The following is a 23,698-nucleotide window of genomic DNA, read 5'->3' as shown; positions in this document are numbered from 1 at the left end:
CGAGCGGGTCGTCGATGGTGAACATGGTCGTCGTGGCGGCGGTCACCGGATCAGCGCCTCCTGCCGCTGCGTGGCCACCGGACCGGTCGCGGCCGACGGCGCCGATGGTGCCTGTGGTACGTCGCTGTCCGGCGGCGCGCCGAATTGCTGGAAGGCGATCTGCTGCTCGATCGGGTAGACCTCGCGGCCGAGCATGTTGGCGATGATCACCGAGTTGCGGTAGGGGCCCATGCCCAGGTCGGGTGCGGTGAGGCTGTGGGTGTGCTCCTCGGCGTTCTGCACGAAGATCTCCCGGTCGCCGTGGTCGACGGTGTAGCCGAGCGCTACGTCGAACCGGCCCTGCTCGTCCCACCGGATCCGGTCGCGGACCGGGTCCAGGAACGCCGGCACGGCCGGCCGGTAGCCGGTGGCCAGCACCAGGCCGTCGGTGTCCATGGTGAAATCGCGGTCCTGCTCCTGGTGGTGCAGGCCGAGCCGGTACCGTCCGGCGTCGGGGTCCCAGTCGGCGCCGGTCAGCGCGGTGCCGGTGAGCATGGTGGTCGGTACCGGGCCGGCGACGTCCTTGCGGTAGAGCGTGTCGAAGATGGTGTCCACCAGGTCGCCGCTGATGCCCTTGTAGAGGCTGCGTTGGTCCCGGTTGAGCCGGTCCCGGCTGGCCGCCGGCAGCCCGTGGAAGTAGCGGACGTACTCCGGTGAGGTCATCTCCAGGGTGAGCTTGGTGTACTCCATCGGGAAGAACCGGGGTGACCGGGTGATCCAGTTGAGCTGGTAGCCGTGGGTGTCGATCTCCGCCAGCAGGTCGAGGTAGATCTCCGCGGCGCTCTGCCCGCTGCCGACCACGGTGACCGACCCGAGGCGCTGCAGTCGGGCCTTGTTCGCCAGATAGTCGGCGCTGTGCACGGCCGGGCCGGGCAGGTCCCGGACCACCGCCGGGCGGTACGGCACGGTGCCGATGCCGAGCACCAGCCGCCGGGTCCGTAGCGTCGTGGTCGCCTCGGCGTCGGACCGGGTGACCCGTACCAGGTAGTCGCCGGTCGTGGCGTCGTGCTCGACCCGGTCGACCCGGCTGCCGAACCGGACGTTGGGCAACTGGGCCGCCGCCCAGCGGCAGTACGCGTCGTACTCGGCGCGCAGCGGGTAGAAGTTCTCCCGGATGTAGAAGCGGTACAGCCGGCCGGTCTGCTTCAGATAGTTGAGGAACGAGTACGGCGACGTCGGGTCGGCCATCGTCACCAGGTCGGCCAGGAACGGCACCTGGATGGTGACCCCTTCGATCATCAGTCCGGGATGCCAGGCGAACTCGTCACGCTGCTCCAGGAACAGCCCGTCCAACTCGTCGAGCGGCGCGGTCAGGCAGGCCAGGCCGAGGTTGAACGGCCCGAGCCCGACGGCGACGAAGTCATACGTTCGCATTGGCGCACACCTCCGGGGTGACCGGCTCCGGGGCGATCAGCGCCGGATCCCATTCGGCGTCGAGCAGGTCCTGGCCGGCGCGGCGGATCAGCTCGATCACGATACGCAGGTCTTCGACGGTGGTGTTCGGGTTGAGCAGGGTGAACTTGAGCCAGTAGTGCCCGTCGACGACGGTGCCGGCGATGATCGCGGTGCCGTCGGCGAACAGCCGGGCCCGTAGCCGGGGCAGCAACCGGTCGCAGTCCTGCACCGGTAGCCAGTCCGGCCGGTACCGGAACAGCACGGTGCTCAGCACCGGCCGCATGACCAGTTCGAAGTCGTCGAGTTCGCGGAGCAGGCCGTGGGCCTGCTGGGCCAGGTCGACGACCCGGTCGAACATCTCGCCGAGCTGGTCGGCGCCGATCGCCCGCAACGTCATCCACAGCTTCAGCGCGTCCAGCCGGCGGGTGGTCTGCAGGCTCTTGTCGACCTGGTTCGGCACGGTCGCGGTTCGTGGGTTCAGGTAGTCGGCGTGCACCGCGACCCGCCGCATGGTCGGCGCGTTCCGGACGATGATGGCGCTGGAGCTGATCGGCTGGAAGAAGCTCTTGTGGAAGTCGACGGTCACCGAGTCGGCGGCGGCGATGCCGTCGAGCAGGTGCCGGTGGCGGGTGGAGACCAGCAGACCGCAGCCGTACGCCGCGTCGACGTGCAGCCATACCGCCCGGTCGCGGCAGATGGTGCCGATCGCGGCGAGCGGGTCGACGCAGCCCCGGTCGGTGGTGCCGGCGGTGGCGACGACCGCCATCGGCACCAAGTCCTGGTCGAGCAGCCGGTCGATCTCGGCGTCGAGCGCCACCGGGTCCATCCGGCCGGTGCTGTCGGTGGCGACCGGGACGACCGCGTCGGCGGCGAGTCCGAGCAGACCGGCGGACTTGCCGACGCTGAAGTGGCTCTCCGCCGTGGCCAGCACCCGCAGCCGGGGCAGCGTCGTGGCCCGGTCGGTGTCGGCGCGGGCCAGGCGGTCCTCCCGGGCCAGTAGCAGGCCGTGCAGGTTCGACTGGGTGCCGCCGCTGGTGAAGACGCCGTCGGCGGTCGGACCGAACCCGATCCGCTCGGCCGTCCAGGCGATCAGCCGCCGCTCGATCAGCGTGCCGGTGGTGCTCTGGTCCCAGGTGTCGACCGAGGTGTTGACGGCGGCGAGCAGCAGCTCGGCGTTGAGCGCGGGGATCGCCACCGGGCAGTTCAGGTGGGCCAGGTAGGTGGGTTCGTGGAACCACACCGCGTGGTCCAGGTAGAGGCCGGCGATCTCGTCCAGCGCGGCGTCGGTGGTGCCGAGCGGCGCGTCCAGGTCGACGCCGTCGACCTTGGCCTGCAGTGGTGCCACGGCGTCGCCGGAGTACGGCTGGCGGACCGCCCGTACGCGGTCGGCGAGAACCGCTGCGGTCCGGTCGATGCTGGACACGTAGGTGTCCACCGTGTGCCGGCCGAACAGATGCGGGTACATTGGTCTCTCCAACACCGCCTCCATAAGGGTAACCTAACCTAACTTAGGCGAGGCTACTGGGAGGGCCGGTGAAACGGAACTGGGCAGCACCCCTTCTCCACGGGGCACGGGGCCGGCAGGCGCGCCCCGCGCTCCTCGGCGGGACCGCTATCGTGCGTCGTGACCAGCGGATTCATGCCGTCGGCGGAGGCCGAGCGGACGCTTGTGACCTGCGTCCCACCAGGTGGATTAGCCGGTGGATTCCGGTGTGGCCGCTCGGCGTCGGCAGGAGGGCGGCCCGATGACCGTCACGGTCGCCGCCCGTGGGCGGACCATGCCGACCCTGGCCGCGCTGTACGTCACCCAGTACCTGGGATTCGGTTTCATCACCGTCGGGCTGGCCAGCATCCTGCGGTCCGGCGGCACCTCGCTGGATACTCTCGCGCTGCTCAACCTGATCGGTCTGATCTGGCCGGTCAAGTTCCTCTGGGCACCGATCCTGGACCGGTACGGCCCACGGCGTGGCGGCCACTACCGTTCCTGGCTGCTGGTGCTGCAGAGCGGCATGGTGCTGGCCCTGCTGGCCCTGCTCGCCGCCGACCCGGCGACCGGGCGACTCGGCCCGATCGTGCTGATCTGCGCGCTGTTCGTGTTCCTGTCCGCCACCCAGGACATCGCCGCCGACGCGGTCGCGGTGCGGATGCTGGCCGACTCGGTCCGGGGCACCGGCAACGGGATCCAGGTGGCGGCGAGCTACGTCGGCAACATCCTGGGCGGCGGCGTCTGCGTGGTGGTCTACGACCGGCTCGGCTGGCAGGCGGCGGTCGGCCTGCTCGCCGCGCTCACCGCGACCGGGCTGCTGGTGGTGTGGCGGTTCCGCGAGCCCGAGCGGATCGCCCGGCCGGCCGGGGCGCGTCAGGCGTACGGCGCGCTGCTGTCCGTCCTCGGCCAGCCCGGCTGCCGCCGCTGGGCGCTCGGCGTGGTGCCGCTGCTCTACATGGGTGCCGGGGCGGCCTACGGGCTGGTGTCACCAGCCCTGGTCGACGCCGGCTGGTCGTTGCAGCGGATCGGCTTCGTGACCGGGATCGTCACCAGTGTCCCGGCCGTCGTCGCCGGGCTGGTGGCCGGTGGTCTGGTCGACCGGATCGGCCGGGCCGGGGTGCTGGTGGCCGGTGGCGGGTCGCTGGCCGTCGCCACGGTGCTGCTGCTGCCGATGCTCACCGGACGGGCCGTCGGTGGCTTCACCACGGTCGCGTTGTGCTGCTTCATGGCCGCGTACACGGTGGCGAACGTCGCGCTGTACACGGTGAACATGGACTACTCCCGGCCGGGTACCGGGGGTACGGATTTCACGGTGCTGTCGTCGTTCGGGCTGGTCTGCTCCTACCTGGCCGCGGCGCTCGGCCTGACGGCGGCGGCCCGGGTCGGCTACCCGGCGGTCGCGGTGGCCGCGATCGTACTGATCCTCGCTGGCGTCGCCGTCGGCGTCCGCCACCAGCGCCGGTTCCGGCCGGCGACCGGCCCGGCGCCGTTTCCGGAACCGACCGGGTCACCAGGGCAACGGTCGGACGAACATGGCGTGCTGGCGCCAGCCGGGGAAGGGCACCAGGTCGCCGACGTGCTGCCAGCCCAGCACCCGCATGCTGCGCAGCACCCGGGTGTTGGAATCGGCGACCGCCAGTGACACCCGCTCCTCGGTGCGGCTGGCGAGCAGCTGGGAGAACAACGGCACGCCGACCTGCTGGCGTTGGAACTCGGGCAGCACGAACGCTTCGCAGACGGCGAAGGTCCGGCCCGGCCACTCCCGGGCGAGGTCCGGGTCGGCGGCCGACCGCAGGTCGCGCCACCAGAGTGTCTCCGGCGGCAGCGGACAACCCATCACCGTCCCGACCAGCTGGTCGCCGACGTAGCCGACGGTGGCGGCGAATCCGGGTGCCTGCGCCGTCCACTCCAGCCGTTGCTCCACCGACGGCTCGGTGTGGTCGGTCAGGTGCAGGTCCTTGGCGTGCACCTGGCGGTACACCTTCGCGAGATCGTCGATCTGTACCTGGTCGGTGAGCACCACCCGGTGGCGCGCGGCGCTGGCGTCCGTCGTGTGGTCGAGGCTCATTCCACTCCCTTAGTCGATGAGGTGAGCCTAACCTAACCGGATGTCCGGGTTCTGCCAAGGCCGACGGTCCCGCCGACCGGCTGCCGGTGGCCGACCGTCGCCGTGCGCACCTGCGGCACGACCCGGTGTCCGACCAGCAGCCGGCGCAGACCGATCACGGTGGCGGCCACCAGGACCGCGTTACGGGCGGCCAGCAGCACGGCCCCCGGCCAGCCCGGCGTGCCGATCACGTCCGGATAGAACCACGGGAAGTAGGCGCTGGTCAGTACGGTCGCCACGACGATCAGCAGGGCCGGCGCCCGTTGTGTGGTGTCCCGGCGGGTCAGACAGACCGCGGCCAGTCCGAGCAGCCAGAGCAGGTACTGCGGGGAGAGCACCCGGCTGGTCACCACCGCCACCCCGACGGCCAGCAGCGCCAGGTCGAAGCCGACCGTCGGGGTCCAGTCGATCCGGCGCCCCCGGAAAAGCCACCACCAGCCGAGCAGGCCCAGGCCGGCGAGGGTCGACCCGGGCAGCACGGCGGCGACCGAGGTGGCGACCGGGTGGCTGAACTCCATCGCGCCGTAGCGGTACTCCACCACGATCGCCGGATCGGCGACCCGGGCCAGGACCAGCGGGGTGGCGGCGACCGACTCGACCTGGAGCCCACGGTCCGCCTGGTTGTCCGAGAAGCCCGACCAGGCATCGGCGTAGGAGACCGTCAGCACGGCGCCCAGCACAGCCGCCGCGGTCACGAAGCCGATCGACATCGGGCGCAGCCCGCGCAGCGGCCGGGCGGTGATCAACAATATCGCCGGCCAGACCTTGGCCAGCGCACCGACCGCCAGCATCGCACCGGCCAGCGCCGGCCGACGGACCGTGGCGGCCAGCGCGAGCACCGCCGGCGCGGTGACGAAGACGTCGTACCGGGCGTAGGTCAGCAGGCTCAGCAGCGGCACGGCGAGCGCCCAGCACAGCGCGCCGCCGATCCGGTTGCCGCCCCGGGACAGCCGGATCAGCGCCAGCAGGACCACCAGGTCCGCGCCGAGGGCGAACATGACGAAGACCGTGGTGTAGCCGGTCCGCGTCGACTCGGCGACCCAGCCGACCGCGACGAACAACGCCGCCGCGCCCGGCGGGTACTGCCACATCGGGTCGGTGCCCGGCACCCGGCCGTCGCGCAGCTGCCCGCTCCACCGTCGGTACAGGTCGACGTCGGCGAACACCTCACCGGCGTCCAACCCGGGAACGACCTGTGCGTAGACCGCCATCAGTGCGGCCCGGGTGACCAGCCACACCAGTACCGTGGCCGGCACCGTCCACCGGCTCCGTAGGAGTCTCATCCGCGTCGGCAGCGTCAGCTCGACGGCGGTGCGACCAGTTGCGGGCCGGGGCGACCGCGCAGCACCCGCAGCGCGACGGCTGGGCGGACCACCGCGGACAACGGCGCGACCAGGTGGAACACGTCGGTCAGGGCGCGCTGCACGTACGGATCGCGGTTGGCGACGTCGGCCGCCCGGTCCAGGTACCAGCGGGACAGCGCGCCGCCGCGTCGGGGCCGTGGCCCGACGGTCGTCGGGTACCGCAGGTCGGCACCGGTGGCGATCAGCCAGGCGGTCTCGCTGCAGCCGGCCACCCGGGCCTGCGCCGCGCGGCCCAGCGTGCCCCCGCTGTCGCGCAGCTGTTCGGCCAGCACCACCGCCGTCCGGGCGGCCACCGCCATCCCCTGGCCGTAGACCGGATTGAAGGTGCACGAGGCGTCGCCGACCACCGCGAACCCGTCCGGCCAACGTGGCATCGCCTCGTATCGGCGGCGGTGGTTGGCGGTGTTGCGGAACCCGTGGATCGGTGAGTCGGGCGTGGCGTCGCGGATCGCCTCGTGGATCAACGGGCTGCGCAGCCCACGGGCGAAATCGAGGAAACCGGCCTCGTCGGTCGGCGGGTGGTCGCCGCCGAGGCCGCCGAGGGTCACCATCCACCGTCCGTTCTCGATCGGGTAGATCACCCCGCCCCGCCCCGACCGTGGCGGCTGCGGCATCACCACGATGTTCTTCCACCCGTCACTGGCCCCCGGCGGCAGCAGGTAGCGCCGACTCGCGTAGCCGAGACCGGAGTCGACCCGGGTCTCGTCGGGGCGGCCGTAGCCGAGCTCGGCCAACCAGTCCGGCGCGTGCGAGCCGCGGCCGCTGGCGTCCACCACCAGGTCGGCCGGCAGGCTCCGGACGGCGCCGCCCGCCGCGCGGGGACGCATCCGTACGCCGGTGACCGCGTCGCGGCCGTCGGCGCCGAGCAGCCCGACCACGTCGTGGGCCGGCTCGAACCGGATCCGTGGATCGGCGGCCAGCCGCTGGCGGACCGTCCAGTCGAGCAGCTCCCGGCTGGTCCCGACCAGCTGGTGGGTCGCCGGGAACCGTTCCCGCCACCCGGTCGGCGCCAGGTACAGGATGTCGGTCGGCGCGTCGACCCGGACCGCGCCGGCGGCGTGCAGCTCGGCGATCAGACCGGGGAAAAGCTGATCGAGTGCACGCTGCCCGGCGGTGATCAGCACGTGCAGGTGGTGCGCCTGCGGGACGCCGGCGCGCACCTGCGGCGCTTCGGGGAACCGGTCACGGTCGACCACGGTCACCCGGTCGACGTGTTCGGCGAGTGCGCGGGCCGCGCACAGCCCGGCGAGACTGCCGCCGATGACGACCGCGTGCCGGGCGGCGGGAACAGATCGGGCCATCCCGCTATCTTCGCTGATCGGTCCGATGTGCACCACCGGGCATTCGCCGGTACACCGGGGCGAGTCGGCGGTGCAGCTCCCGGTAGACGCCGAAGAGTTCGTCGTAGCGGACGCGGTGCGCCGCCGTCGGGGCGAACACCCGGTCGGTCCGCAGCAGCGCCGGGATCTGCCCGAACGTCAGCTGCCCGGTGCCGACCGCGCCGATCCAGCCGGCGCCGCGGGCGTTGACCGCGACCGGGTCCGGGTCCCGACGCACCTCGACGCCGAGCACGTCGGCGAAGATCTGGCACCAGGCCGTCGACCGGGCGCCGCCACCGGTGACGGTCAACGAGGTCACCGGGGTGCCGAGGAACCGGTCGACCGCCGCCGACAGCCACCGGGTGTTCAACGCGACGCCTTCGAAGACGGCCCGCAACAGATCGGACCGGTTGGTGTCGAGCGAGATGTTGACGAACGCGGCGCGCAGGTCCGGGTCGTCGACCGGGGCGCGTTCGCCGTACAGCCACGGCAGGTAGAGCACCCCGTTGGCGCCGGCCGGCACGGTCGGCAGGATCGCGTCGAACGCGTCGAAGATCGACGTCTCGTCGGTCGCGAGGTGGCCGGCGCCGACCAGCGGGTCGTCGTACTCGACGATCTTGTCCTTCAGCCAGGTCAGGTTCGCCCCGGCGGTGGCCTGCAGCGCGGTCATCAGGTACCGGTCGCCGATCGCGCACGGCACGGCGGCGATCTGCGCGACCGGGTCGGTCTTCTTGCGGCGCACGTGCGCCGCGATCCACGACGAGGTGCCCAGGTACAGGTGCGGGTCGTTGTCGGCGGTGGTGCCGGCGCCGATCGCCGCCGCCGTGGTGTCGATCGCCCCCGCCACCACCTGGACGGTCGGCGGCAGACCGAGGTGGGCGGCGGCGTCCGGGTGCAACGTGCCGATCACCTCGGTGCAGGCCACGATCGGCGGCAGTTTGTCCCCGTCGATGCCGCAGTCGGCGACCAGGGCGGGAGAGTAGCGGACCCGGTCGGGTCGGCGGTTGTCCGTCACCCACGAGGTGAGGATCGAGTCGACCGTGGCCACCGTACGGCCGGTGAGCTTGAGGTTGATCCAGTCCAGCGCGTTGAGAAAGGTCGCGGTCCGCGCGTACACCTCGGGCATGGTGTCGCGGACCAGCAGCATGTGCGCGGCCGGGTCCTTGCCGGTGGTGGACGGCATCCCGCCGGTCAGTCGCAGCCAGCGCAGGATCCGGCGGACCGACATCCCGCCGTACGCCGGAAAGCCGCCGAACTGCCGCCGCAGGTGGGCCGCGCCGCGCATGTCCAGCCAGCTGATGCAGCGGGTCAACGGCTCTCCGGCGGCGTCCACCGCGATGGTCCCCTCGCCCTGGGTGGACGAACAGACCGTGGCGACCGCCCCCAGGTGCTCCGGGTGGGCCCGGCCGAGGTCGGCGACCACCTCGGCGAGCGCCGTCCACCAGGCCTGTGGGTCCTGTTCGGCGCCGCCGCCGGGCAGCACCAGCAGCGGCACCGGCCGCTGCGCCCAGCCGGTCACCGTACCGTCGGCGGCGACCAGCGCGGCCTTCATTCCGGAGGTGCCCAGGTCGATCGCCAGCACCTGCGGTGGGACGGCCGACACCGGGTCAGACCCCTTCCACCTGCGCGAACACCCGGTCGAACCGGTCCAGTGCGGTGTCGATCACCTCGTCGGTGTCGGCCATCGAGGTGTACATCCGGGAGCCAGCCAGGGTGACGACGCCGTGCGCGGTGTACGCCGCACCCATCTGCTCCATCAGCCGCTTGCGGGCCTTGTTCTCCCTGAGCAGCTTGATCGGGTTGCGCATGTCGAGCAGCATGACGCCACTGCACTCCAGATGCACGATCGACCCCTGGTTGTACGCGACGTATGGCAGCCCGTACCGGTCGATCAGCCGCTGCAGTCCCCGGGTGAGCCGGTCCCCGGCCCGGCCGGCGATCACCGGGGCGTTGGTCCGGGCCATCTCGGCGATCGCGAAGTAGCCGGCCGCGCAGGACAGCGGATTCGCCGACAGGGTGCCGCCGACCTGGATGTGCGTCCCGCCGCGCCCGTCGAGCCCGGCACCGAAGACGGCCATCACCTCGGCCCGCCCGCCGACGCCGCCGGCCATCGGGTAGCCGCCGGAGACCGCCTTGCCGAACACGGTCAGGTCGGGGGTGACGCCGAAGTAGCCGGCCGCCCCGCCGAGGCCGACCCGGAACCCGGTGACCACCTCGTCGAAGATCAGCAGCGCGCCGAACTCGTCGCACAACGCGCGGACCCTGGCGTTGAAGTCGCGCGGCACCGGGCGGGTGCCGGACTCCGGGCCGAGCGGTTCGACGATCACCGCCGCCGTGCCGCCGCGTGCCCGGTTCTCGATCAGTTTGCGACGCAACGCTCGGAGATCGTGCGGGAACGTCTCCCGGGTGTTGGCGGTGGCGCCGAACGGGATGCCCCTGGCGTTCATCCGGTACGTGCCGGGCACCCGCAGCCCGTACACCATCGTGTCGGACCAGCCGTGGTACGCGCCGCCGACCTTGATCACCATGTGCCTGCCGGTGAATGCACGGGCACCACGTACCGCTGCCATCACCGCCTCGGTGCCCGAGCCGAGCGACCGGTACATCTCGATGTGCGGCAGGAACCGGTGGATGATCTCGGCGAGCTTCAGCTCGTACTCGTGGAACAGCCCGGTCACCGGCCCCGACTCTTTGACCACCGCGGCGACCTGCTCGTTGACCGGGCCGTAGTTGCTGCCCAGGATCGTCGGGCCACCGGCCTGCAGGAAGTCGATGTAGGTGTTGCCGTCGCGGTCGGTCAGGTGGGCGCCGTCGGCCGCGTCGATCGCCAACGGGAACGGGTAGTTGAAGGCCAGGTTGTGTTGCACCCCGCCGGGAATGCGGCGTTTCGCCCGGTCGGTGATCTCCTTGCTGGCCCGGCACCGGTCGTTGAAGTAGCCGAGCACGTCGAGCATCGCGTCGTGGCGCAGCCCGCGTACCGGCTGGGCGACCAGGGCCTTGAGCCGGCGCATCGTGTCGTCGACGTCGAGGTACTCGGTGATCGCGTAGCCGAGTCGCGCGGACTCGCTGCCCGGGGTCTGCCCGGTGGTGGTGTCGGCGGTCGGCGGCCCGGCGGCGGCGATCGCCGCCGCCACCGCGTCCGCGCTGGGCAGTTGTTCATCGGCGGGCACCCGCACCGGCGGGACCGCCTCGGTGAGCTGCGCGGCGATCCGCTTCTCGTCGGCGCGCAGCTTGGTGTACGCGATCTCCCGGATCGCGGTCGGAATGGTGTAGACCTTGCCGGCTTCGCTGGTCAACGCCAGGAGATAGGCGATCGACACCTTCTCCAGCAGCGCCATGTTGAACACCGCGCGGTCCGGATCGGTGCCCAGCGCGACGACCCCATGGTTGGCGATGATGAACGCGTTGTCGCCGCTGGCCACCTTCTTCTGCACGTTGCGGGCCAGCATCCCGGTGCCGGACGGGGCGTAGTCGACGATCGCCACCGCGCGGCCGAGGAAGCGCACCTGCTCGTCGGTGAGCGCCGGGATCGGCCGGCGCAGGAACGCCAGGGCCGAGGCGTACGGCTGGTGGGTGTGCACGATCGCGTTGACGTCGGGCCGCTGCCGGTAGATGTTGGCGTGCATCCCGGCCTCGATCGACGGCGCGAGGTCACCGCCGGTGCCGTCGGGTACGTGCGTACCGTCGAAGTCGACCAGGCAGATGTCCTCGATCCGCATCCGGTCGTAGTCGTAGTTGCTCGGTGTGACGGCGTACAGCCGGTGCCCCGGAACCCGGACCGACACGTTGCCCTCGGTGGCCTTCAGATAACCCCGGTCCAGCATGGTTCGACACATGTCGACGACGTGCCGGCGGGAAGTGCGGTGGTCCATGGCGGGTCCTCCGGTCCTCCGGGTACGCGGCGAGAAACCTATCCTCGTTGCCGACCGGCGCTGGGACACCGTCCCGCCGGCAGCGGAAAACAGCGACCGGATTGTCACCACGTGACAACTTCGGGCTCCGCCCGCCGCCGTCGACCCGCCGCCCTGGGCCGGATCTCCCGACCAGATTGTCACCACGTGACAGGATGGCGGGGTGCACGCCCGCCCGGTGACGGTCACCCCCTGGCAGCGGCTGCCCGCCGAGCTGGCCCCGGTGATGCGGCCCCGGCTCGCGGCGGTGGTCGACACGGTGGCCGCCGCGGTGACCGAACTGACCCCTGAGTTCGTCGGGATCGACGACCCGAAGTTCCGGGCCGACGTCCGGACCGCGGTCGACGTGGCCCTCCAGCGTTTCCTGGACCTGGTCGGCACCACCGAGCCGGCGTTGCCGCCCCGGGTGCGGGAGGTCTTCGTGGCGCTCGGCGCGGCCGAGGCCCGGGAGGACCGTGGCCCCCAGGCACTACTCGCCGCCCTGCGGGTGGCCGGGCGACTGCTGCTGCGTCAGGTCGGTCAGGCGCTCGCCACGGTGCGCCCGGTCGACGCCGAGGCCCTCGCCGACTGCGCCGACGCGGTCACCGGTTTCGTCGACGAGCTGGCTGCGGCCGGCACCGACGGGTTCGCCCGCCAGTTGCGCGAACAGTCCGGCGAGGGCGACCGGGCCCGCCGGCAGCTGGGCGAACTGCTGCTGGTCGGCGGTGCCGGCGCCGGCACCGTGACGGCGGCCGCCGCCCGGGCCGGCTGGCGGGATCTGGCCACCGTGCTGCCGGTCGTGCTGCCGGCCCGGCAGGCCCGCGACGCACGGTTCCGGTTCGGTACCGACGGGATCGTGGTCGACCGGGGCCGCGACGCCGTGCTGCTGCTGCGCGCCGGCCCCCGGACCACCCGACCGGTGCTGGCCGACGCGCTGCACGGCTGGCGGGCCACGGTGGGTCCGGCGTTGCCATGGCCGCAGGTGCCCCAGGCGGTACGACTTGCCGAGCTCGCGGCGACCGTCGCCCGGACCGGCGGAGGCGACCAGGGCGGTCCCGTCGACCGCACCGCCGTCTTCGCCGAGGACCACCTCACCGTGCTGGCGCTGCACGGCCAGCCCGACGCGCTGGTGGTGCTGACCGGCCGCCGGCTGGCGCCGTTCGCCGCGCTGCCGCCTGCCCAGCGCGACGGACTGCTGCGTACGCTGCACAGCTGGCTGCGGCACTGGGGATCCCGGTCGGCGGTCGCCGCCGAGCTGTTCGTCCATCCGCAGACCGTCAGCTACCGGCTCAAGCGGCTGCGGACGCTGCTCGGCGGCGATTTGGACGACCCGGACCGGCGGTTCGAGCTGCTGCTGGTGCTCACCGCCGATCTCCGCTGACCGGGATCCCGCCGCGCCGGTTAGTGGTAGCGGCGCCGCCGCCACGCCGACTCGTGGGCCTGGTGCAGGTAGATCAACGCGTTGCGGGCCAGCGCCGCGCGCGACCGGCCGTCACCGGTGGCGTGGAACGACTGCGGCCCGGCCGGCTGGCATCTGGATACGTACCGGAAAACCCGGAATGGCCGCGTCCGTGCACCACGCACAACGGCGCTGCACCTGGTACGGCGGAAGGTCAGCGCCGACATCGCGGTCCGCGCCGAAGAGGTGTTGGAGTATCAGGCCCGTGGCACTGTCTGGACTCGATCATCCCATTTATAGTTGCCGTGCCACCGTTCGTGTTCGCGGACGCGCCTATCCGGTGTGTCCGTCATCTCGCTGGAGGGTCGTTAGAATGACGGCAACTATCGGACAATCGGGCGATGTGCGAGCCGATGTGGAGAATGCCAACATCGCGCGGATCTACGACTATTACCTTGGTGGACTCTACAACTTCGCGATCGATCGCGAGCGGGCCGAACGCATCAAGCTGATGTTGCCCAGTGTCGACCTGCTTGCCCGAGGCAACCGGGACTGGCTGCGCCGTTCGGTGCGCTACCTGGTCGGTGAGGGCGTGCGGCAGTTCATCGACATCGCCTCGGGGCTGCCGACGGTCGGCAACACGCACGAGGTGGCGCACGCCCTTGACGCCCAGGCCCGGGTGGTCTACGTGGACAACGACCACTCGGCTGTCGTCCACGGTGAGGACATCCTCGCCACGGAGCCGCTGGTGGCGATGGCCGAGGTCGACGGCAGGTACCCCGACCAGGTGTGGTCGCATCCGGCGGTTCGCGAGCTGATCGACCTGTCGCAGCCGGTGGGCATCGTGCTCGGCGGGCTGCTCGTCTTCGTTCAGGACGACGAGGATCCGGCCGGGCTCGTCGCTGCCTACCGGGACGCGCTGGCACCGGGCAGCTACATCGCGATGTCGCACCTCAGCGCGGACACGGCGGACGAGGAAACCCGCGGGCAGGTGGACCGGATGGTCGCCGCCTACCAGGCCGGCGTCGGCGCGAACCTCTACGTCCGGGACAAGGCCACCATCACCTCCTGGTTCGACGGAATGGAACTGGTCGAGCCCGGCGTGACCCTGATGGCGGACTGGCGGCCCGACCCGGGCCTCGACGTGGACGCACAGACTCCGTCCCGGCAGCTCGGCTATGGCGGGATGGCCCGCGTCGGATAACCGATCCGGTATGAGCGGTTCGGTATCCTCTCCGGCTCTTGACCGGACACTTCGGACGCCGCACGCTTGGCGCAGGAGCCGAGCGCCGGCGTCCGAAGGCCGGCCAGGAGCCGCCTGACGGGCGTCCGACGGCGGCGGTCGCAGCGACGGCAGGGGAGGCCCGGATGCGAACCCGATGGACGACAGCCGCTATCACACTGGCTCTGGTCGGCGGGCTGCTCGCCGGACTACCTGGGGCGTCGTCGGCGCACGACCCCGACACACCCGCCGGCCGGTCCTCGGCCGTGGCCTTCATGGCTCAGCGTGAGCCGACCCAGCAACTCACCGCGCTGGCGCAGGTGAGCTGCAGCAACGGTCAGGCCGGCGGCTACCCGTGCCGCAACGTCGACCTGCTGTCCTTTTTGCCGCTGAGCCAGATCGGCGGCAGCCAGGCCAACGACATCTGGGGCTGGACGGACCCGGGCACCGGCCGGGAGTACGCGATCGTCGGGCGCCGCAACGGCACCTCGTTCGTCGACATCTCCGATCCCACCGCGCCGATATATCTCGGCAACCTGCCGGCCTACCAGAACCGGACCGCGATCTGGCGCGACATCAAGGTCTACCGCAACCACGCCTTCGTCGTGGCCGACGTCCGTGGACACGGCATGCAGGTGTTCGACCTGACCCGGCTGCGCAGCGTGGGCAGCCCACAGACCTTCACCGCGGACGCGCACTACAACCGGTTCGGCAACTCGCACAACATCGCGATCAACGAGCAGACCGGATACGCGTACGCGGTGGGGTCGAACACCTGCCGGGGCGGCCTGCACATGATCGACATCAGGACGCCTACGTCTCCGGCCTACGCCCAATGCTGTTAACTTTACGGGTCTTGGCTGGTGGTGACCCAGAGCCTGATCTTCGTGCGGGGTGGTAGCGGCTTCTTGTACTCGTCTTTCTGGCGTGGGTAGCGGCGGCCGGGTTGGCGCTGCTCGCGGGCGAAGCTGCGTGGCCGGCGTTCGGCGGGAAGCAGGTTACGCGGGTCGGTGATCTCGTAGATGACGTCGTGGACGAGCTCAACCAGTCGTTCGGGGGGAAAACGCCGCGTCGTCACTGACGTGACGGGCGACGGCATCGCGGGCGCGGGTGAACGATATCCGGTCCGGGTCCAGGCCGGCCTGTTCCGCGCCGGCCACGATCAGATGTCGGATGGCCTGGTAGAGACAGAGCAACCCGTACACCTCCTGGCGGACGAGGTCGGGTTTACGGGAACGGAGCACGACGTCGGCTCCACCGCGCAGCCGGGTCTCCACCTCCCCGATGGCGGTCTCGATCCGCCACCGGTCGCGGTAGAGGTCGGGAAAGTCCCCCAGCGGATAGGCCCGCTCATCGAGCAGGGTCGTGACCAGGCAGAACAGTTCGCTGACCTCGTACTCGCCGTGCTGGTCGGGTTCGGTCTCGACGGTGTACTCGATCACCCGTACCTCGATACCGGGAATCTCCGCGGCCGGCACCTTCCGCCGCCGTAGCCGGCGCGCCGCGACCGGATCGGCGATCCGCGAGATCCAGGAGCCATCCGCCAGCCGGCGCAACACCGGCAGGTCCACCCCCGCCTTGACCCGAAACACCGCGTGCGCGCCGGTCGCGGCGATCGCCCCCAGGTCCTCGTACGACAGGAAGTTACGGTCACCGACCACCACATCGGTGGACCCGAGCAGCCGCCACAGCGTCCGGGCCAGCGGCTGCTCGCCCTCACCCAGACCACCGAGCGCCACCCCCCGCAGGCAACGGGTACCCGTCTCGGCCAACGCCACCACCCGTACCTGCGGATACCCCACCGGTCCCTGCCCGTTGGACGGCGACCCGAACGCGGCCACGTTCTCCGGCGTCCTCGCCACGTTCAGACAGAACCCGTCGACAGCCACCTTCCGCAACCCGTGGAAGTACCCCCACGGCGCCCGCTCCGGCCCCACCACCGACCCGCCGAACGAGGTCTCCAACACCCCTTCCAGCACCTCCGGACCCAACCGCCCCCGAGCCTTCGTCAACGCCGCCGCCGTCGGCTGCATCCCCACCTCACGACGCGTCCGGTACCGCCCAGCCCACGACAACCCCGACAACAGCCTGTTCCACACCTCCACGTACGCGCTGTCCATGAACAACACACACGCGATCACGTAGTAGACGACCAACCGAGCAGGCAACAACCGAGACCGCTGCTCCCGCGCGTCCCACCGCTCCACCACCAGATCGACCACCTCCGGCGGAAACGCCGCGGTCAACACCCCCACACCCACCAGATCCGGCAACCGAACCGCCGACTCCTCCGCGCAACCCTCGCCACGACCAGCGATCATAACCCCACCCACACTAAGTTAACAGCATTGGGCCTACGCCGGATGCGTCAACCAGGACGGCTACACCCACGACACCCAGTGCGTCGTCTACCAGGGCCCGGACAGCGCCTACACCGGCCGGGAGATCTGCGTCAGCTCCAACGAGGACACCGTCACCATCGTCGATGTGACCAGCAAGGCCAGCCCTCGACAGATCGTCCGGGCCGCGTACTCCGGCCGGCAGTACACCCATCAGGGCTGGCTCACCGACAACCACCGGTACTTCGTCCTCGACGACGAGCTGGACGAGACCCGCGCCGGTGGCGGGACGAAGACCTTCGTCTTCGACCTGTACGACCTTGACGCGCCCCGGCACATCGGTACCCACATCTCCTCGGCGGCGGCCACCGACCACAACCAGTACGTCAAGGGCAACTACAGCTACCAGGCCAACTACCGGGCCGGACTGCGCATCCTCGACCTGAGCGGCATCGCCGCCGGGACGCTGACCGAGGCCGGGTACTTCGACGTCTACCCGTCGAGCGACTCCGCCTCGATGAACGGGGCGTGGAGCGTGTACCCGTACTTCGCCAGCGGAACCGTGGTGGTCAGCGGCATCGAGCAAGGGCTGTTCGTGCTCCGGCCGAACCTGCCGGCCGTCACGTCGGCCGCGGACCGGCCGGTGACCGTCGACCGCCGGATTCCGGCCTGATGACGACCTCCGCCACCCGACACACGACCCCGCCGGCCGCCGCGCCGGCGGGGTCGCCGGCTGCTGCCCCGGCACCGACCGGACGCCGACCGACCGGCCGGATCGTCACGGCCGCGACGCTGACCCTGCTGGTCGCCGCCGCCGGATTCGTCGCCGGCCGGGCGACCGGCCCGGCTGCCGGTACGCCGACGGTCGGCGGGTCCACCGCCGCCCATGCCGGACATGTGGTCGGCGGTCTCGGCGTCAGCCAGGACGGATACCGGCTGGACCTGCTGGATGCTCCGACCACCGCCGGTGTCGCCGCCGAGCTGGCCTTTCGGATCCTCGGCCCGGACGGCGCGCCGGTGACCGGCTACCGGCGTAACCACGAGCGGGATCTGCACCTGGTCGTGGTCGGCCGGGACTTCGCCGGCTACCAGCATCTGCACCCGCAGCGGGACCCGGCCGGCACCTGGCGGGTGGGCATCACCCTGCCCGGCGGCGGCGCCTACCGGATGATCGCCGACTTCGTCCCGGCCGGCGCCGACACGTCGCTGACGCTCGGCGCGGACCTGCTGGTCACCGGCGGGTACACGATCCGCCCGGCCGCCCCGGTGGACGAGGCGACCGTCCTGGTCGACGGCTACACAGTCACCCTGGACGGCGGACTGCGCCCAGGTCAGGCCTCCCAGGTACTGGTCTGGCTCGGCCGCGACGGCGAGCCGGTGCCGGACCTGGAGCCGTATCTCGGCTCGTACGGCCACCTCGTCGCGCTGCGCCACGGCGACCTCGGCTACCTGCACGTGCATCCGGCCCCGGCGACCGGCCCGAGCTCGGTGGTGGCGTTTGCCGTCCAGGTCCCGTCGCCCGGCACCTACCAGCTGTTCTTCGAATTCCAGCACGGTCAGGTGGTGCGGACCGCAGAGTTCAGTGTCACCGCGATCTGACCAGCCCCGGTCAACCTCCCGGCCCGGTCCCGCGTCTTGGCGGTATCCGCTCGACCAGGAGGTTCCCGTGACCGTCACCCCCAATCCGGGCAGTTCCGAACCGCTGTGGTCGGTGGGCGGCGTCACCGCCGCGGTCACCGCGCTGCTGGGCGTGGTGACCGCGTTCGGTCTGCCGCTCACCGAGGCACAACAGACCGCGGTCCTCGGCCTCGCCGCGGTCCTCGCTCCGCTGATCGTCGCGCTGGTCGGCCGTGCCCGGGTGTACGCGCCGTCGACCGTCGAACGACTGGTCGGTGAGACCGCCCCGGAGGCCGACAGGTGAGCCGTGCCGGTTCCTGCTGACGCCGGCGGCCGTCGGCGACCGCGAAACACGCCCCCGGCAGATGGTGGACAATCGGCCGGTGCCGTGACGCGGTGGGAGGTGGCGGGTGCGGATCCTGCTGGTCGACAACTACGACTCCTACACGTACAACCTCTTCCAGCTGCTCGCGGCGGTCGCCGGCAGCGAGCCGACCGTGCTGGCCAACGACGACCCCCGGCTCGCCGCCGTCGACCAGATCGCCGCGCAGTGCGTGGTGATCTCGCCCGGCCCAGGTCGGCCGCACCGGGTGACCGACCTCGGCTGGGGGTGGGAACTGCTCGACCGCCGGCGTGATCTGCCGGTGCTCGGGGTGTGCCTCGGTCACCAGGCGATCGCGTTGCACGCCGGCGCGCGGGTCGACCAGCGGCGGGCCCGGCACGGCCAGATCGACCGGGTGCGGCACACCGGTGCCGGACTGTTCGCCGGCATACCTCAGGGTTTCGCGGCGGTCCGGTACCACTCGCTGCAGGTGACCGAGCCGGTGCCGGCGGACCTCACGGTGAGCGCGAGGGCCGCCGACGGCACGGTGATGGCGGTGACGCACCGTCGGTTGCCCCGCTGGGGTGTGCAGTTCCATCCGGAGTCGATCGGCACCGAACACGGCGCCCGGTTGGTCGGCAACTTCCTGGCCCTGGCCCGGGCCGTCGGGCCCGCCACCGCCACTGATACCGCCACCGCCACCGTCCGTCCGGTGGCCGCCGGGCCGCGCCGCGCCGCCACCGCGTCGGTGACAACCCGGCAGCCGGCCCCTGACCCTGCGGCCCCCGACCCTGGCTGGCGGCGCGACGTGACGGTCGTCGACGCGGAGATCGACACCGAGGCGGCCTTCCTGGAGCTGTACGCCGACGCACAGTACGCGTACTGGCTCGACGGCGCCGACGTCGCGGCCGGGCGTTCCCGGTTCTCCTTCCTCGGTGACGCCGACGGACCGCTGGCCGAGGTGCTCAGGTACCGGGTCGGCAGTGGCCGGGTCGAGGTGCGCCGGCCGGACCGTCCGGTCGGGCAGGAACCCGGCGGCATACTCGACGTGCTGCGCCACCGGTTGGCGCGGCGGCGGCTGCCCCCAGCCGGGCTGCCGTTCGACTTCGCCGGCGGCTACGTCGGCTATCTCGGCTACGAGATGAAGGCCGACTGCGCGCCCACCACCGCCCGCCGGGCCGACACCCCCGACGCGGTCTGGATCTTCGCCGACCGGCTGGTCGCCGTCGACCATTTACACCGGCGCACCTACCTGGTGGCGCTGAGCGTCGACGACGCCGGGCAGCGCGCCGCCCGGGACTGGCTGGCGGCGACGGCGACCCGGCTGCGGGCGATGTCGTCGTCGGCGCGGCCCGGGCCGTCCGGGAAGCCGGCGGCACCGGACGCCGGGACGGACCTGCGGCGGTGGGTGACGTCCGCCCGCGACCGCAGCCACTACCTCGCCGACGTCGACGCGGCCCGCACTCAGCTGCGACGCGGCGAGAGCTACGAGATCTGCCTGACCAACCAGTTGTGGCTACCACCGGTCGCGGATCCGCTGGCCTACTACCGGACGCTGCGTCGGATCAACCCCGCGCCCTACGCCGCGTACCTGCGGCTGGACGACGTCGTCGTGGCCAGCTCCTCACCGGAACGGTTCCTGCGCATCCGCCCGGACGGCCGGGTCGACAGCCGTCCGGTGAAGGGCACCGCGGCCCGCGCGGACGACGCCGACGAGGACGACCGGCTACGTCGTACGCTGGCCAGCTCACCCAAGACCCGGGCCGAGAACCTGATGATCGTCGACCTGCTCCGCAACGATCTCGGCCGGGTCTGCGAGGTCGGCTCGGTGCGCGTCCCCCGGTTCCTGGCCACCGAGACCTATCCCACCCTGCACCAACTGGTGTCCACCGTAGAAGGGCGGCTGCGCCCGTCGACCAGCGCGGTCGACTGCGTACGGTCGTGTTTCCCGGGCGGGTCGATGACCGGTGCGCCGAAGCTGCGCACCATGGAGATCATCGACCGGTTGGAGCAGCGGGCTCGGGGGATCTACTCCGGTGCCCTCGGCTACTTCGGCCTCGGCGGCGGTGCCGACCTCAGCATCGTGATCCGCACCGCGGTGCTGACCGGCGACGGATTCACCGTCGGCACCGGCGGTGCCATCGTGCTGGACTCCGACCCGGCCGACGAGTACGACGAGACGATGCTCAAGGCGCGGGCGCTGCTCGTCGCGTACCGGTCGGCCACCAGGTCGGTCCGGTGACCAGGTGAGCTGGACCCCGGCAGCCAGGGCGATCCGCCGGCCCACGGCTGAGCGTCAGTCGCAGGCATGACCGGTCGTCGGCCGGGTACCCGGCTTCGGTGGCCCAGGACACAGTGACCCGCGTCCCCGCCATCGACGTCGCGCTCGACGCGGACGTGATGGTGCCCGCCCGCACCCGGGCGGTGGTGCTGTTCGCCCACGGCAGCGGCAGCTCCCGGCTCAGTCCCCGCAACCGGACGGTGGCCGGCCGGCTGCACGCGACCGGCCTGGCGACCGTCCTGGCCGATCTGCTGACCAAGGAGGAGGAGCAGATCGACGCGACCACCGCCCAACTGCGCTTCGACATCGCCCTGCTCAGCCGGCGGTTGACCGCAGTGGTGGACTGGGTCGTCGAGCAGCCGGAACTCGACGGACTGCCGGTGGGGCTGTTCGGCGCCAGCACCGGCGCGGCGGCGGCGCTGAGTGCCGCCGCCTCCCGGCCGGAACGGGTCGGTGCCGTGGTGTCCCGGGGCGGCCGGCCGGACCTGGCCGGGACCGTCCTGGCCGAGGTACGGGCACCGACCCTGCTGCTGGTCGGGGAGCTTGATCCGCAGGTCGCGGAGCTCAACGCGGCGGCTGCGGCCGCCCTGCGGGCACCGCACGATTTGCGGGTGGTGCCGGGCGCCGGTCACCTGTTCGCCGAGCCGGGCGCGCTGGACCGGGTCGCCGCCGACGCCGCCGGCTGGTTCGACACGCATCTGCGGTGAAAGTCGCTGCGTTGCGTCGCTGACCCGTCACTTAGTCGCGTTAGCTGCGAGTGACGTGCGCGCACTTGTTACGGTCGTCGACCGGTGCGACGTACGGAGGACGCGGCGATGATGAACGGGACCATTGCTTACCTGGTGACCGGGCTGGGATGCCTGATCGCGACGGCTGGTGTGGTGGTGGCGGCGATCGCCGTGTGGCAGACCCGGACCCGGACCGGTGGGTCTCGGAAGAGGCCCGGTGGGGGACCGGTCGACCCGTTCCACACCGGTGACACCGACGCGTTGCGTGGCGATCCGCGTCGCCTCGGCCCCGGCGACATCGTGGAGATCCGGGCACAGTCGTACGCGGTCCGCGGCAGCCTGCACTTCGCCGAGGGCAGTTGGACCTGGAGCGAGCACTTCCTCGACGACGCGCGGGGCGACAAGCTGTGGCTCTCTGTCGAGTCCGATCCCGACCTGGAGCTGGTGCTGTGGCGGGCGGCCGGGCCTGACCTGCAACACCTGCAGCCCGGCCCGCCGGCGGTGGATGTCGCCGGGCGCCGTTACCGGCTCGACGAGTCCGGCCAGGCCCGGTTCACCAGCGTCGGGGCGACCGGGCTGACCCCCAGCGGCTTCGTGCGCTACTTCGACTACACCGCCCCGGACAACGCCCGGCTGTCCTTCGAAGGCTTCGGCGACTCGGGCCGCTGGGAGGTCGGCTTCGGCGAGGTGCTGCACCGCGCCGAGGTGATGATCTACCCCTCCGCCGGTGAGGCACCGACTGCCGGGAAGGCCTGACATGCTGGTCGCCCTGGACGCACCGTACGTCGACACGAGTGCGGCGGAGCTCAGCTTCGCGCTCGGTCTGGCCGAGCGACCCGCCCTGCACGTGCTCGAGCTGCCCCTGCCGGGCGCCAGCGGCGGCGCCCGGTCCAATCCGCCGCCGCCCGGTCCGCAGCCGGCAGGGCTGCTGCGGCTGCGGTTGCTCGGGGCCTCACACCAGGTCGTGCTGCGTACCGCCGGCCATGACCTGGTCGAGACGCTCGCCTGCCTGCCCGGTCACCCGCCCGACCTGCCGGCGGTGGTGGACGCCGATGACGGCTACCGGTTCGCCGCGCGGGCGCTTCGGCTGTCGGCCGGCGAACTCGCCGGGCGGGCCGACCGCCTCCGCCGGCAGTTGACCGTTGACCCGCACGCTCTGGTCGGCGTCTTTCCGGGCAGCCCGGACGCGCTCACCGCGCTGCACGCCCGGATCGATGGTGCGCGGATCAGTTGGCGCACCTGGCATGCGTACCCGCAGACAGCCGAGTTGGTCGAGACCGAGACGGTGGTGACAGTACGGTGACTTCCCGCAAATGGATCGTCGGTGGCGTGGTCCTCGCTCTGGTGGGCGTGATCGTGTCGTGCTGTGGGCTGGCCGCCGGCACCTTCTCCGCCCGCGGCTACGTCGAGCGCAGCTATGCCCGCTCAGTGGTCGACGACATCGGCTCCGACGCCGAGGGTTACCGCTCCGATCTGCCGCCGCGCCAGGTGGCGCAGCAACTCACCCGGGCGTTCAGCCCGGCCGACCAGTACACCGTCGGTGACCGCCACTACCTGCGCTACGGCGACGACTCGGTGGTCATCCTGCCGATCGCCGCCGGCTCGCTGATCCTGCTGGAACGTATGACGACCGCGTACCCCCGGTACCGCTCCGTCGTCGGTAACTCGTGGAACTGGCAGCGCGGCAGCACGATCCGGGGCGGCGGTCCCGGCACCGGCAAGTAACCACCCCCATCCCACCACCTGGAGTTGGCACATGTTCCGCACTCTGTTCGTTGATCTGCTGCTCACCCTGGCGTACGCCGGGGTCGGTCTGGTCCTGATGGCGCTCGGCTACCTGCTGGTCGACCTGGTGACCCCGGGCAAGCTGCACGAACTCATCTGGGCGCAGCGCAACCGCAACGCGACCGTGCTGCTCGCCTCGAACCTGTTCGCGGTGGGCACCATCGTGGTGGCCGCGATCGCCGCCGGGGAGAACAGCTTCGTCACCGGACTGGTCGGCACCGCCGGGTACGGACTGCTCGGCCTGCTCGTGATGGCGGTTTCGTTCGTGCTGCTGGACGCGGTCACGCCGGGCCGCCTCGGGGACATCCTGGTGGACCGGGAGCCGCACCCGGCGGTCTGGGTCAGCGCCACCATCCACCTTGCCACCGGTGCCATCGTTGCGGCGGCGATCAGTTGATGTCGGCG

21 protein-coding genes and 2 pseudogenes are annotated in these 23,698 nt (G+C 71.6%); 13 read left to right on the top strand and 10 right to left on the bottom strand.

Annotated features, from left to right (window positions below):
• Positions 1 to 42: 42 nt before the first annotated feature.
• On the bottom strand, positions 43 to 1,413 hold the full coding sequence (locus tag EDC02_RS13545; protein ID WP_123602265.1) for a lysine N(6)-hydroxylase/L-ornithine N(5)-oxygenase family protein: 1,371 nt from the start codon (positions 1,411 to 1,413) through the stop codon (positions 43 to 45).
• Positions 1,400 to 2,914: an aspartate aminotransferase family protein gene (locus EDC02_RS13540; RefSeq protein WP_233605902.1), complete on the bottom strand. Its 1,515-nt coding sequence runs from the start codon at positions 2,912 to 2,914 to the stop codon at positions 1,400 to 1,402. Before EDC02_RS13540 ends, EDC02_RS13545 begins: the two co-directional genes overlap by 14 nt.
• A 265-nt stretch (positions 2,915 to 3,179) precedes the next feature.
• Here EDC02_RS13540 and EDC02_RS13535 point away from each other — a divergent pair, with 265 nt between their 5' ends.
• Complete coding sequence (locus EDC02_RS13535) at positions 3,180 to 4,562, top strand: MFS transporter (RefSeq protein WP_233605901.1); 1,383 nt, start codon at positions 3,180 to 3,182, stop codon at positions 4,560 to 4,562.
• A gap of 3 nt (positions 4,563 to 4,565) precedes the next feature.
• Here EDC02_RS13535 and EDC02_RS13530 read toward each other — a convergent pair.
• The 5 genes and pseudogenes from EDC02_RS13530 to EDC02_RS13510 form a co-directional block, all read right to left on the bottom strand.
• Positions 4,566 to 4,988, bottom strand: a pseudogene (locus EDC02_RS13530) (N-acetyltransferase); the annotation flags it as partial.
• A 32-nt stretch (positions 4,989 to 5,020) separates the two neighbouring features.
• The gene (locus EDC02_RS13525) at positions 5,021 to 6,310 is read right to left on the bottom strand and encodes a glycosyltransferase family 87 protein (RefSeq protein ID WP_123602262.1); all 1,290 of its coding nucleotides are present in this window, start codon (positions 6,308 to 6,310) and stop codon (positions 5,021 to 5,023) included.
• A gap of 14 nt (positions 6,311 to 6,324) precedes the next feature.
• Positions 6,325 to 7,692 carry an NAD(P)/FAD-dependent oxidoreductase gene (locus tag EDC02_RS13520; protein ID WP_123602261.1) on the bottom strand — a complete coding sequence of 456 codons (1,368 nt, stop codon included), beginning with the start codon at positions 7,690 to 7,692 and terminating at the stop codon, positions 6,325 to 6,327.
• Positions 7,693 to 7,696: 4 nt separating this feature from the next.
• Complete coding sequence (locus tag EDC02_RS13515; protein ID WP_123602260.1) at positions 7,697 to 9,313, bottom strand: FGGY-family carbohydrate kinase; 1,617 nt, start codon at positions 9,311 to 9,313, stop codon at positions 7,697 to 7,699.
• A 4-nt stretch (positions 9,314 to 9,317) separates the two neighbouring features.
• Complete coding sequence (locus EDC02_RS13510) at positions 9,318 to 11,582, bottom strand: aminotransferase class III-fold pyridoxal phosphate-dependent enzyme (protein WP_123602259.1); 2,265 nt, start codon at positions 11,580 to 11,582, stop codon at positions 9,318 to 9,320.
• A gap of 202 nt (positions 11,583 to 11,784) precedes the next feature.
• On the opposite strand from EDC02_RS13510, the gene EDC02_RS13505 reads away from it, so the two are divergent.
• The gene (locus tag EDC02_RS13505) at positions 11,785 to 12,981 is read left to right on the top strand and encodes a CdaR family transcriptional regulator (protein ID WP_233605900.1); all 1,197 of its coding nucleotides are present in this window, start codon (positions 11,785 to 11,787) and stop codon (positions 12,979 to 12,981) included.
• Between the two features lie 20 nt (positions 12,982 to 13,001).
• Here EDC02_RS13505 and EDC02_RS13500 read toward each other — a convergent pair whose 3' ends face one another.
• Complete coding sequence (locus EDC02_RS13500; protein WP_123602258.1) at positions 13,002 to 13,184, bottom strand: hypothetical protein; 183 nt, start codon at positions 13,182 to 13,184, stop codon at positions 13,002 to 13,004.
• A 218-nt stretch (positions 13,185 to 13,402) separates the two neighbouring features.
• Between EDC02_RS13500 and EDC02_RS13495 the strand changes: the two genes are divergently transcribed.
• Together EDC02_RS13495 and EDC02_RS13490 are read left to right on the top strand one after the other, a co-directional pair.
• The gene (locus EDC02_RS13495; protein WP_158632190.1) at positions 13,403 to 14,203 is read left to right on the top strand and encodes an SAM-dependent methyltransferase; all 801 of its coding nucleotides are present in this window, start codon (positions 13,403 to 13,405) and stop codon (positions 14,201 to 14,203) included.
• A 164-nt stretch (positions 14,204 to 14,367) separates the two neighbouring features.
• On the top strand, positions 14,368 to 15,066 hold the full coding sequence (locus EDC02_RS13490; RefSeq protein ID WP_123602256.1) for a choice-of-anchor B family protein: 699 nt from the start codon (positions 14,368 to 14,370) through the stop codon (positions 15,064 to 15,066).
• 2 nt (positions 15,067 to 15,068) lie between these two features.
• On the opposite strand, the gene EDC02_RS13485 is transcribed toward EDC02_RS13490, so the two are convergent.
• Both EDC02_RS13485 and EDC02_RS13480 read right to left on the bottom strand, forming a co-directional pair.
• Positions 15,069 to 15,299: a hypothetical protein gene (locus EDC02_RS13485; protein WP_123602255.1), complete on the bottom strand. Its 231-nt coding sequence runs from the start codon at positions 15,297 to 15,299 to the stop codon at positions 15,069 to 15,071.
• Positions 15,262 to 16,542 carry an IS4 family transposase gene (locus EDC02_RS13480; RefSeq protein WP_123602254.1) on the bottom strand — a complete coding sequence of 427 codons (1,281 nt, stop codon included), beginning with the start codon at positions 16,540 to 16,542 and terminating at the stop codon, positions 15,262 to 15,264. Before EDC02_RS13480 ends, EDC02_RS13485 begins: the two co-directional genes overlap by 38 nt.
• A gap of 43 nt (positions 16,543 to 16,585) precedes the next feature.
• Here EDC02_RS13480 and EDC02_RS13475 point away from each other — a divergent pair.
• From EDC02_RS13475 to EDC02_RS13435, 9 genes and pseudogenes are all read left to right on the top strand, one after another.
• A pseudogene (locus EDC02_RS13475) lies at positions 16,586 to 17,233 on the top strand (choice-of-anchor B family protein); the annotation flags it as partial.
• Positions 17,233 to 18,159 carry a hypothetical protein gene (locus tag EDC02_RS13470; protein ID WP_123602253.1) on the top strand — a complete coding sequence of 309 codons (927 nt, stop codon included), beginning with the start codon at positions 17,233 to 17,235 and terminating at the stop codon, positions 18,157 to 18,159. The pseudogene EDC02_RS13475 and the gene EDC02_RS13470, both read left to right, overlap by 1 nt.
• A gap of 67 nt (positions 18,160 to 18,226) precedes the next feature.
• Positions 18,227 to 18,481, top strand: coding sequence for a hypothetical protein (locus tag EDC02_RS13465; protein WP_123602252.1), 255 nt, complete (start codon positions 18,227 to 18,229; stop codon positions 18,479 to 18,481).
• Between the two features lie 106 nt (positions 18,482 to 18,587).
• Entirely contained in the window at positions 18,588 to 20,741 is a 2,154-nt protein-coding gene (gene pabB / locus EDC02_RS13460) for an aminodeoxychorismate synthase component I (protein WP_123602251.1), read from the top strand.
• 158 nt (positions 20,742 to 20,899) lie between these two features.
• Complete coding sequence (locus EDC02_RS13455) at positions 20,900 to 21,487, top strand: dienelactone hydrolase family protein (RefSeq protein WP_123604755.1); 588 nt, start codon at positions 20,900 to 20,902, stop codon at positions 21,485 to 21,487.
• Positions 21,488 to 21,598: 111 nt separating this feature from the next.
• Positions 21,599 to 22,264, top strand: a complete 666-nt coding sequence (locus EDC02_RS13450) for a DUF4178 domain-containing protein (protein WP_123604754.1) — start codon at positions 21,599 to 21,601, stop codon at positions 22,262 to 22,264.
• 1 nt (position 22,265) lies between these two features.
• A complete protein-coding gene (locus tag EDC02_RS13445; RefSeq protein WP_123602250.1) occupies positions 22,266 to 22,811 on the top strand; it encodes a DUF2617 family protein in 546 nt (181 codons plus the stop codon).
• Positions 22,808 to 23,233 carry a DUF4247 domain-containing protein gene (locus EDC02_RS13440; RefSeq protein ID WP_123602249.1) on the top strand — a complete coding sequence of 142 codons (426 nt, stop codon included), beginning with the start codon at positions 22,808 to 22,810 and terminating at the stop codon, positions 23,231 to 23,233. The genes EDC02_RS13445 and EDC02_RS13440 overlap by 4 nt, the downstream gene beginning before the upstream one ends.
• A 31-nt stretch (positions 23,234 to 23,264) precedes the next feature.
• Entirely contained in the window at positions 23,265 to 23,690 is a 426-nt protein-coding gene (locus EDC02_RS13435; RefSeq protein WP_123602248.1) for a DUF350 domain-containing protein, read from the top strand.
• The last annotated feature ends 8 nt before the right edge of the window (positions 23,691 to 23,698 follow it).

Origin of the sequence: Micromonospora sp. Llam0, from assembly GCF_003751085.1 — a bacterium.
GTDB lineage: Bacteria > Actinomycetota > Actinomycetes > Mycobacteriales > Micromonosporaceae > Micromonospora_E.
This window is presented reverse-complemented; position numbering and strand designations above follow the sequence as displayed.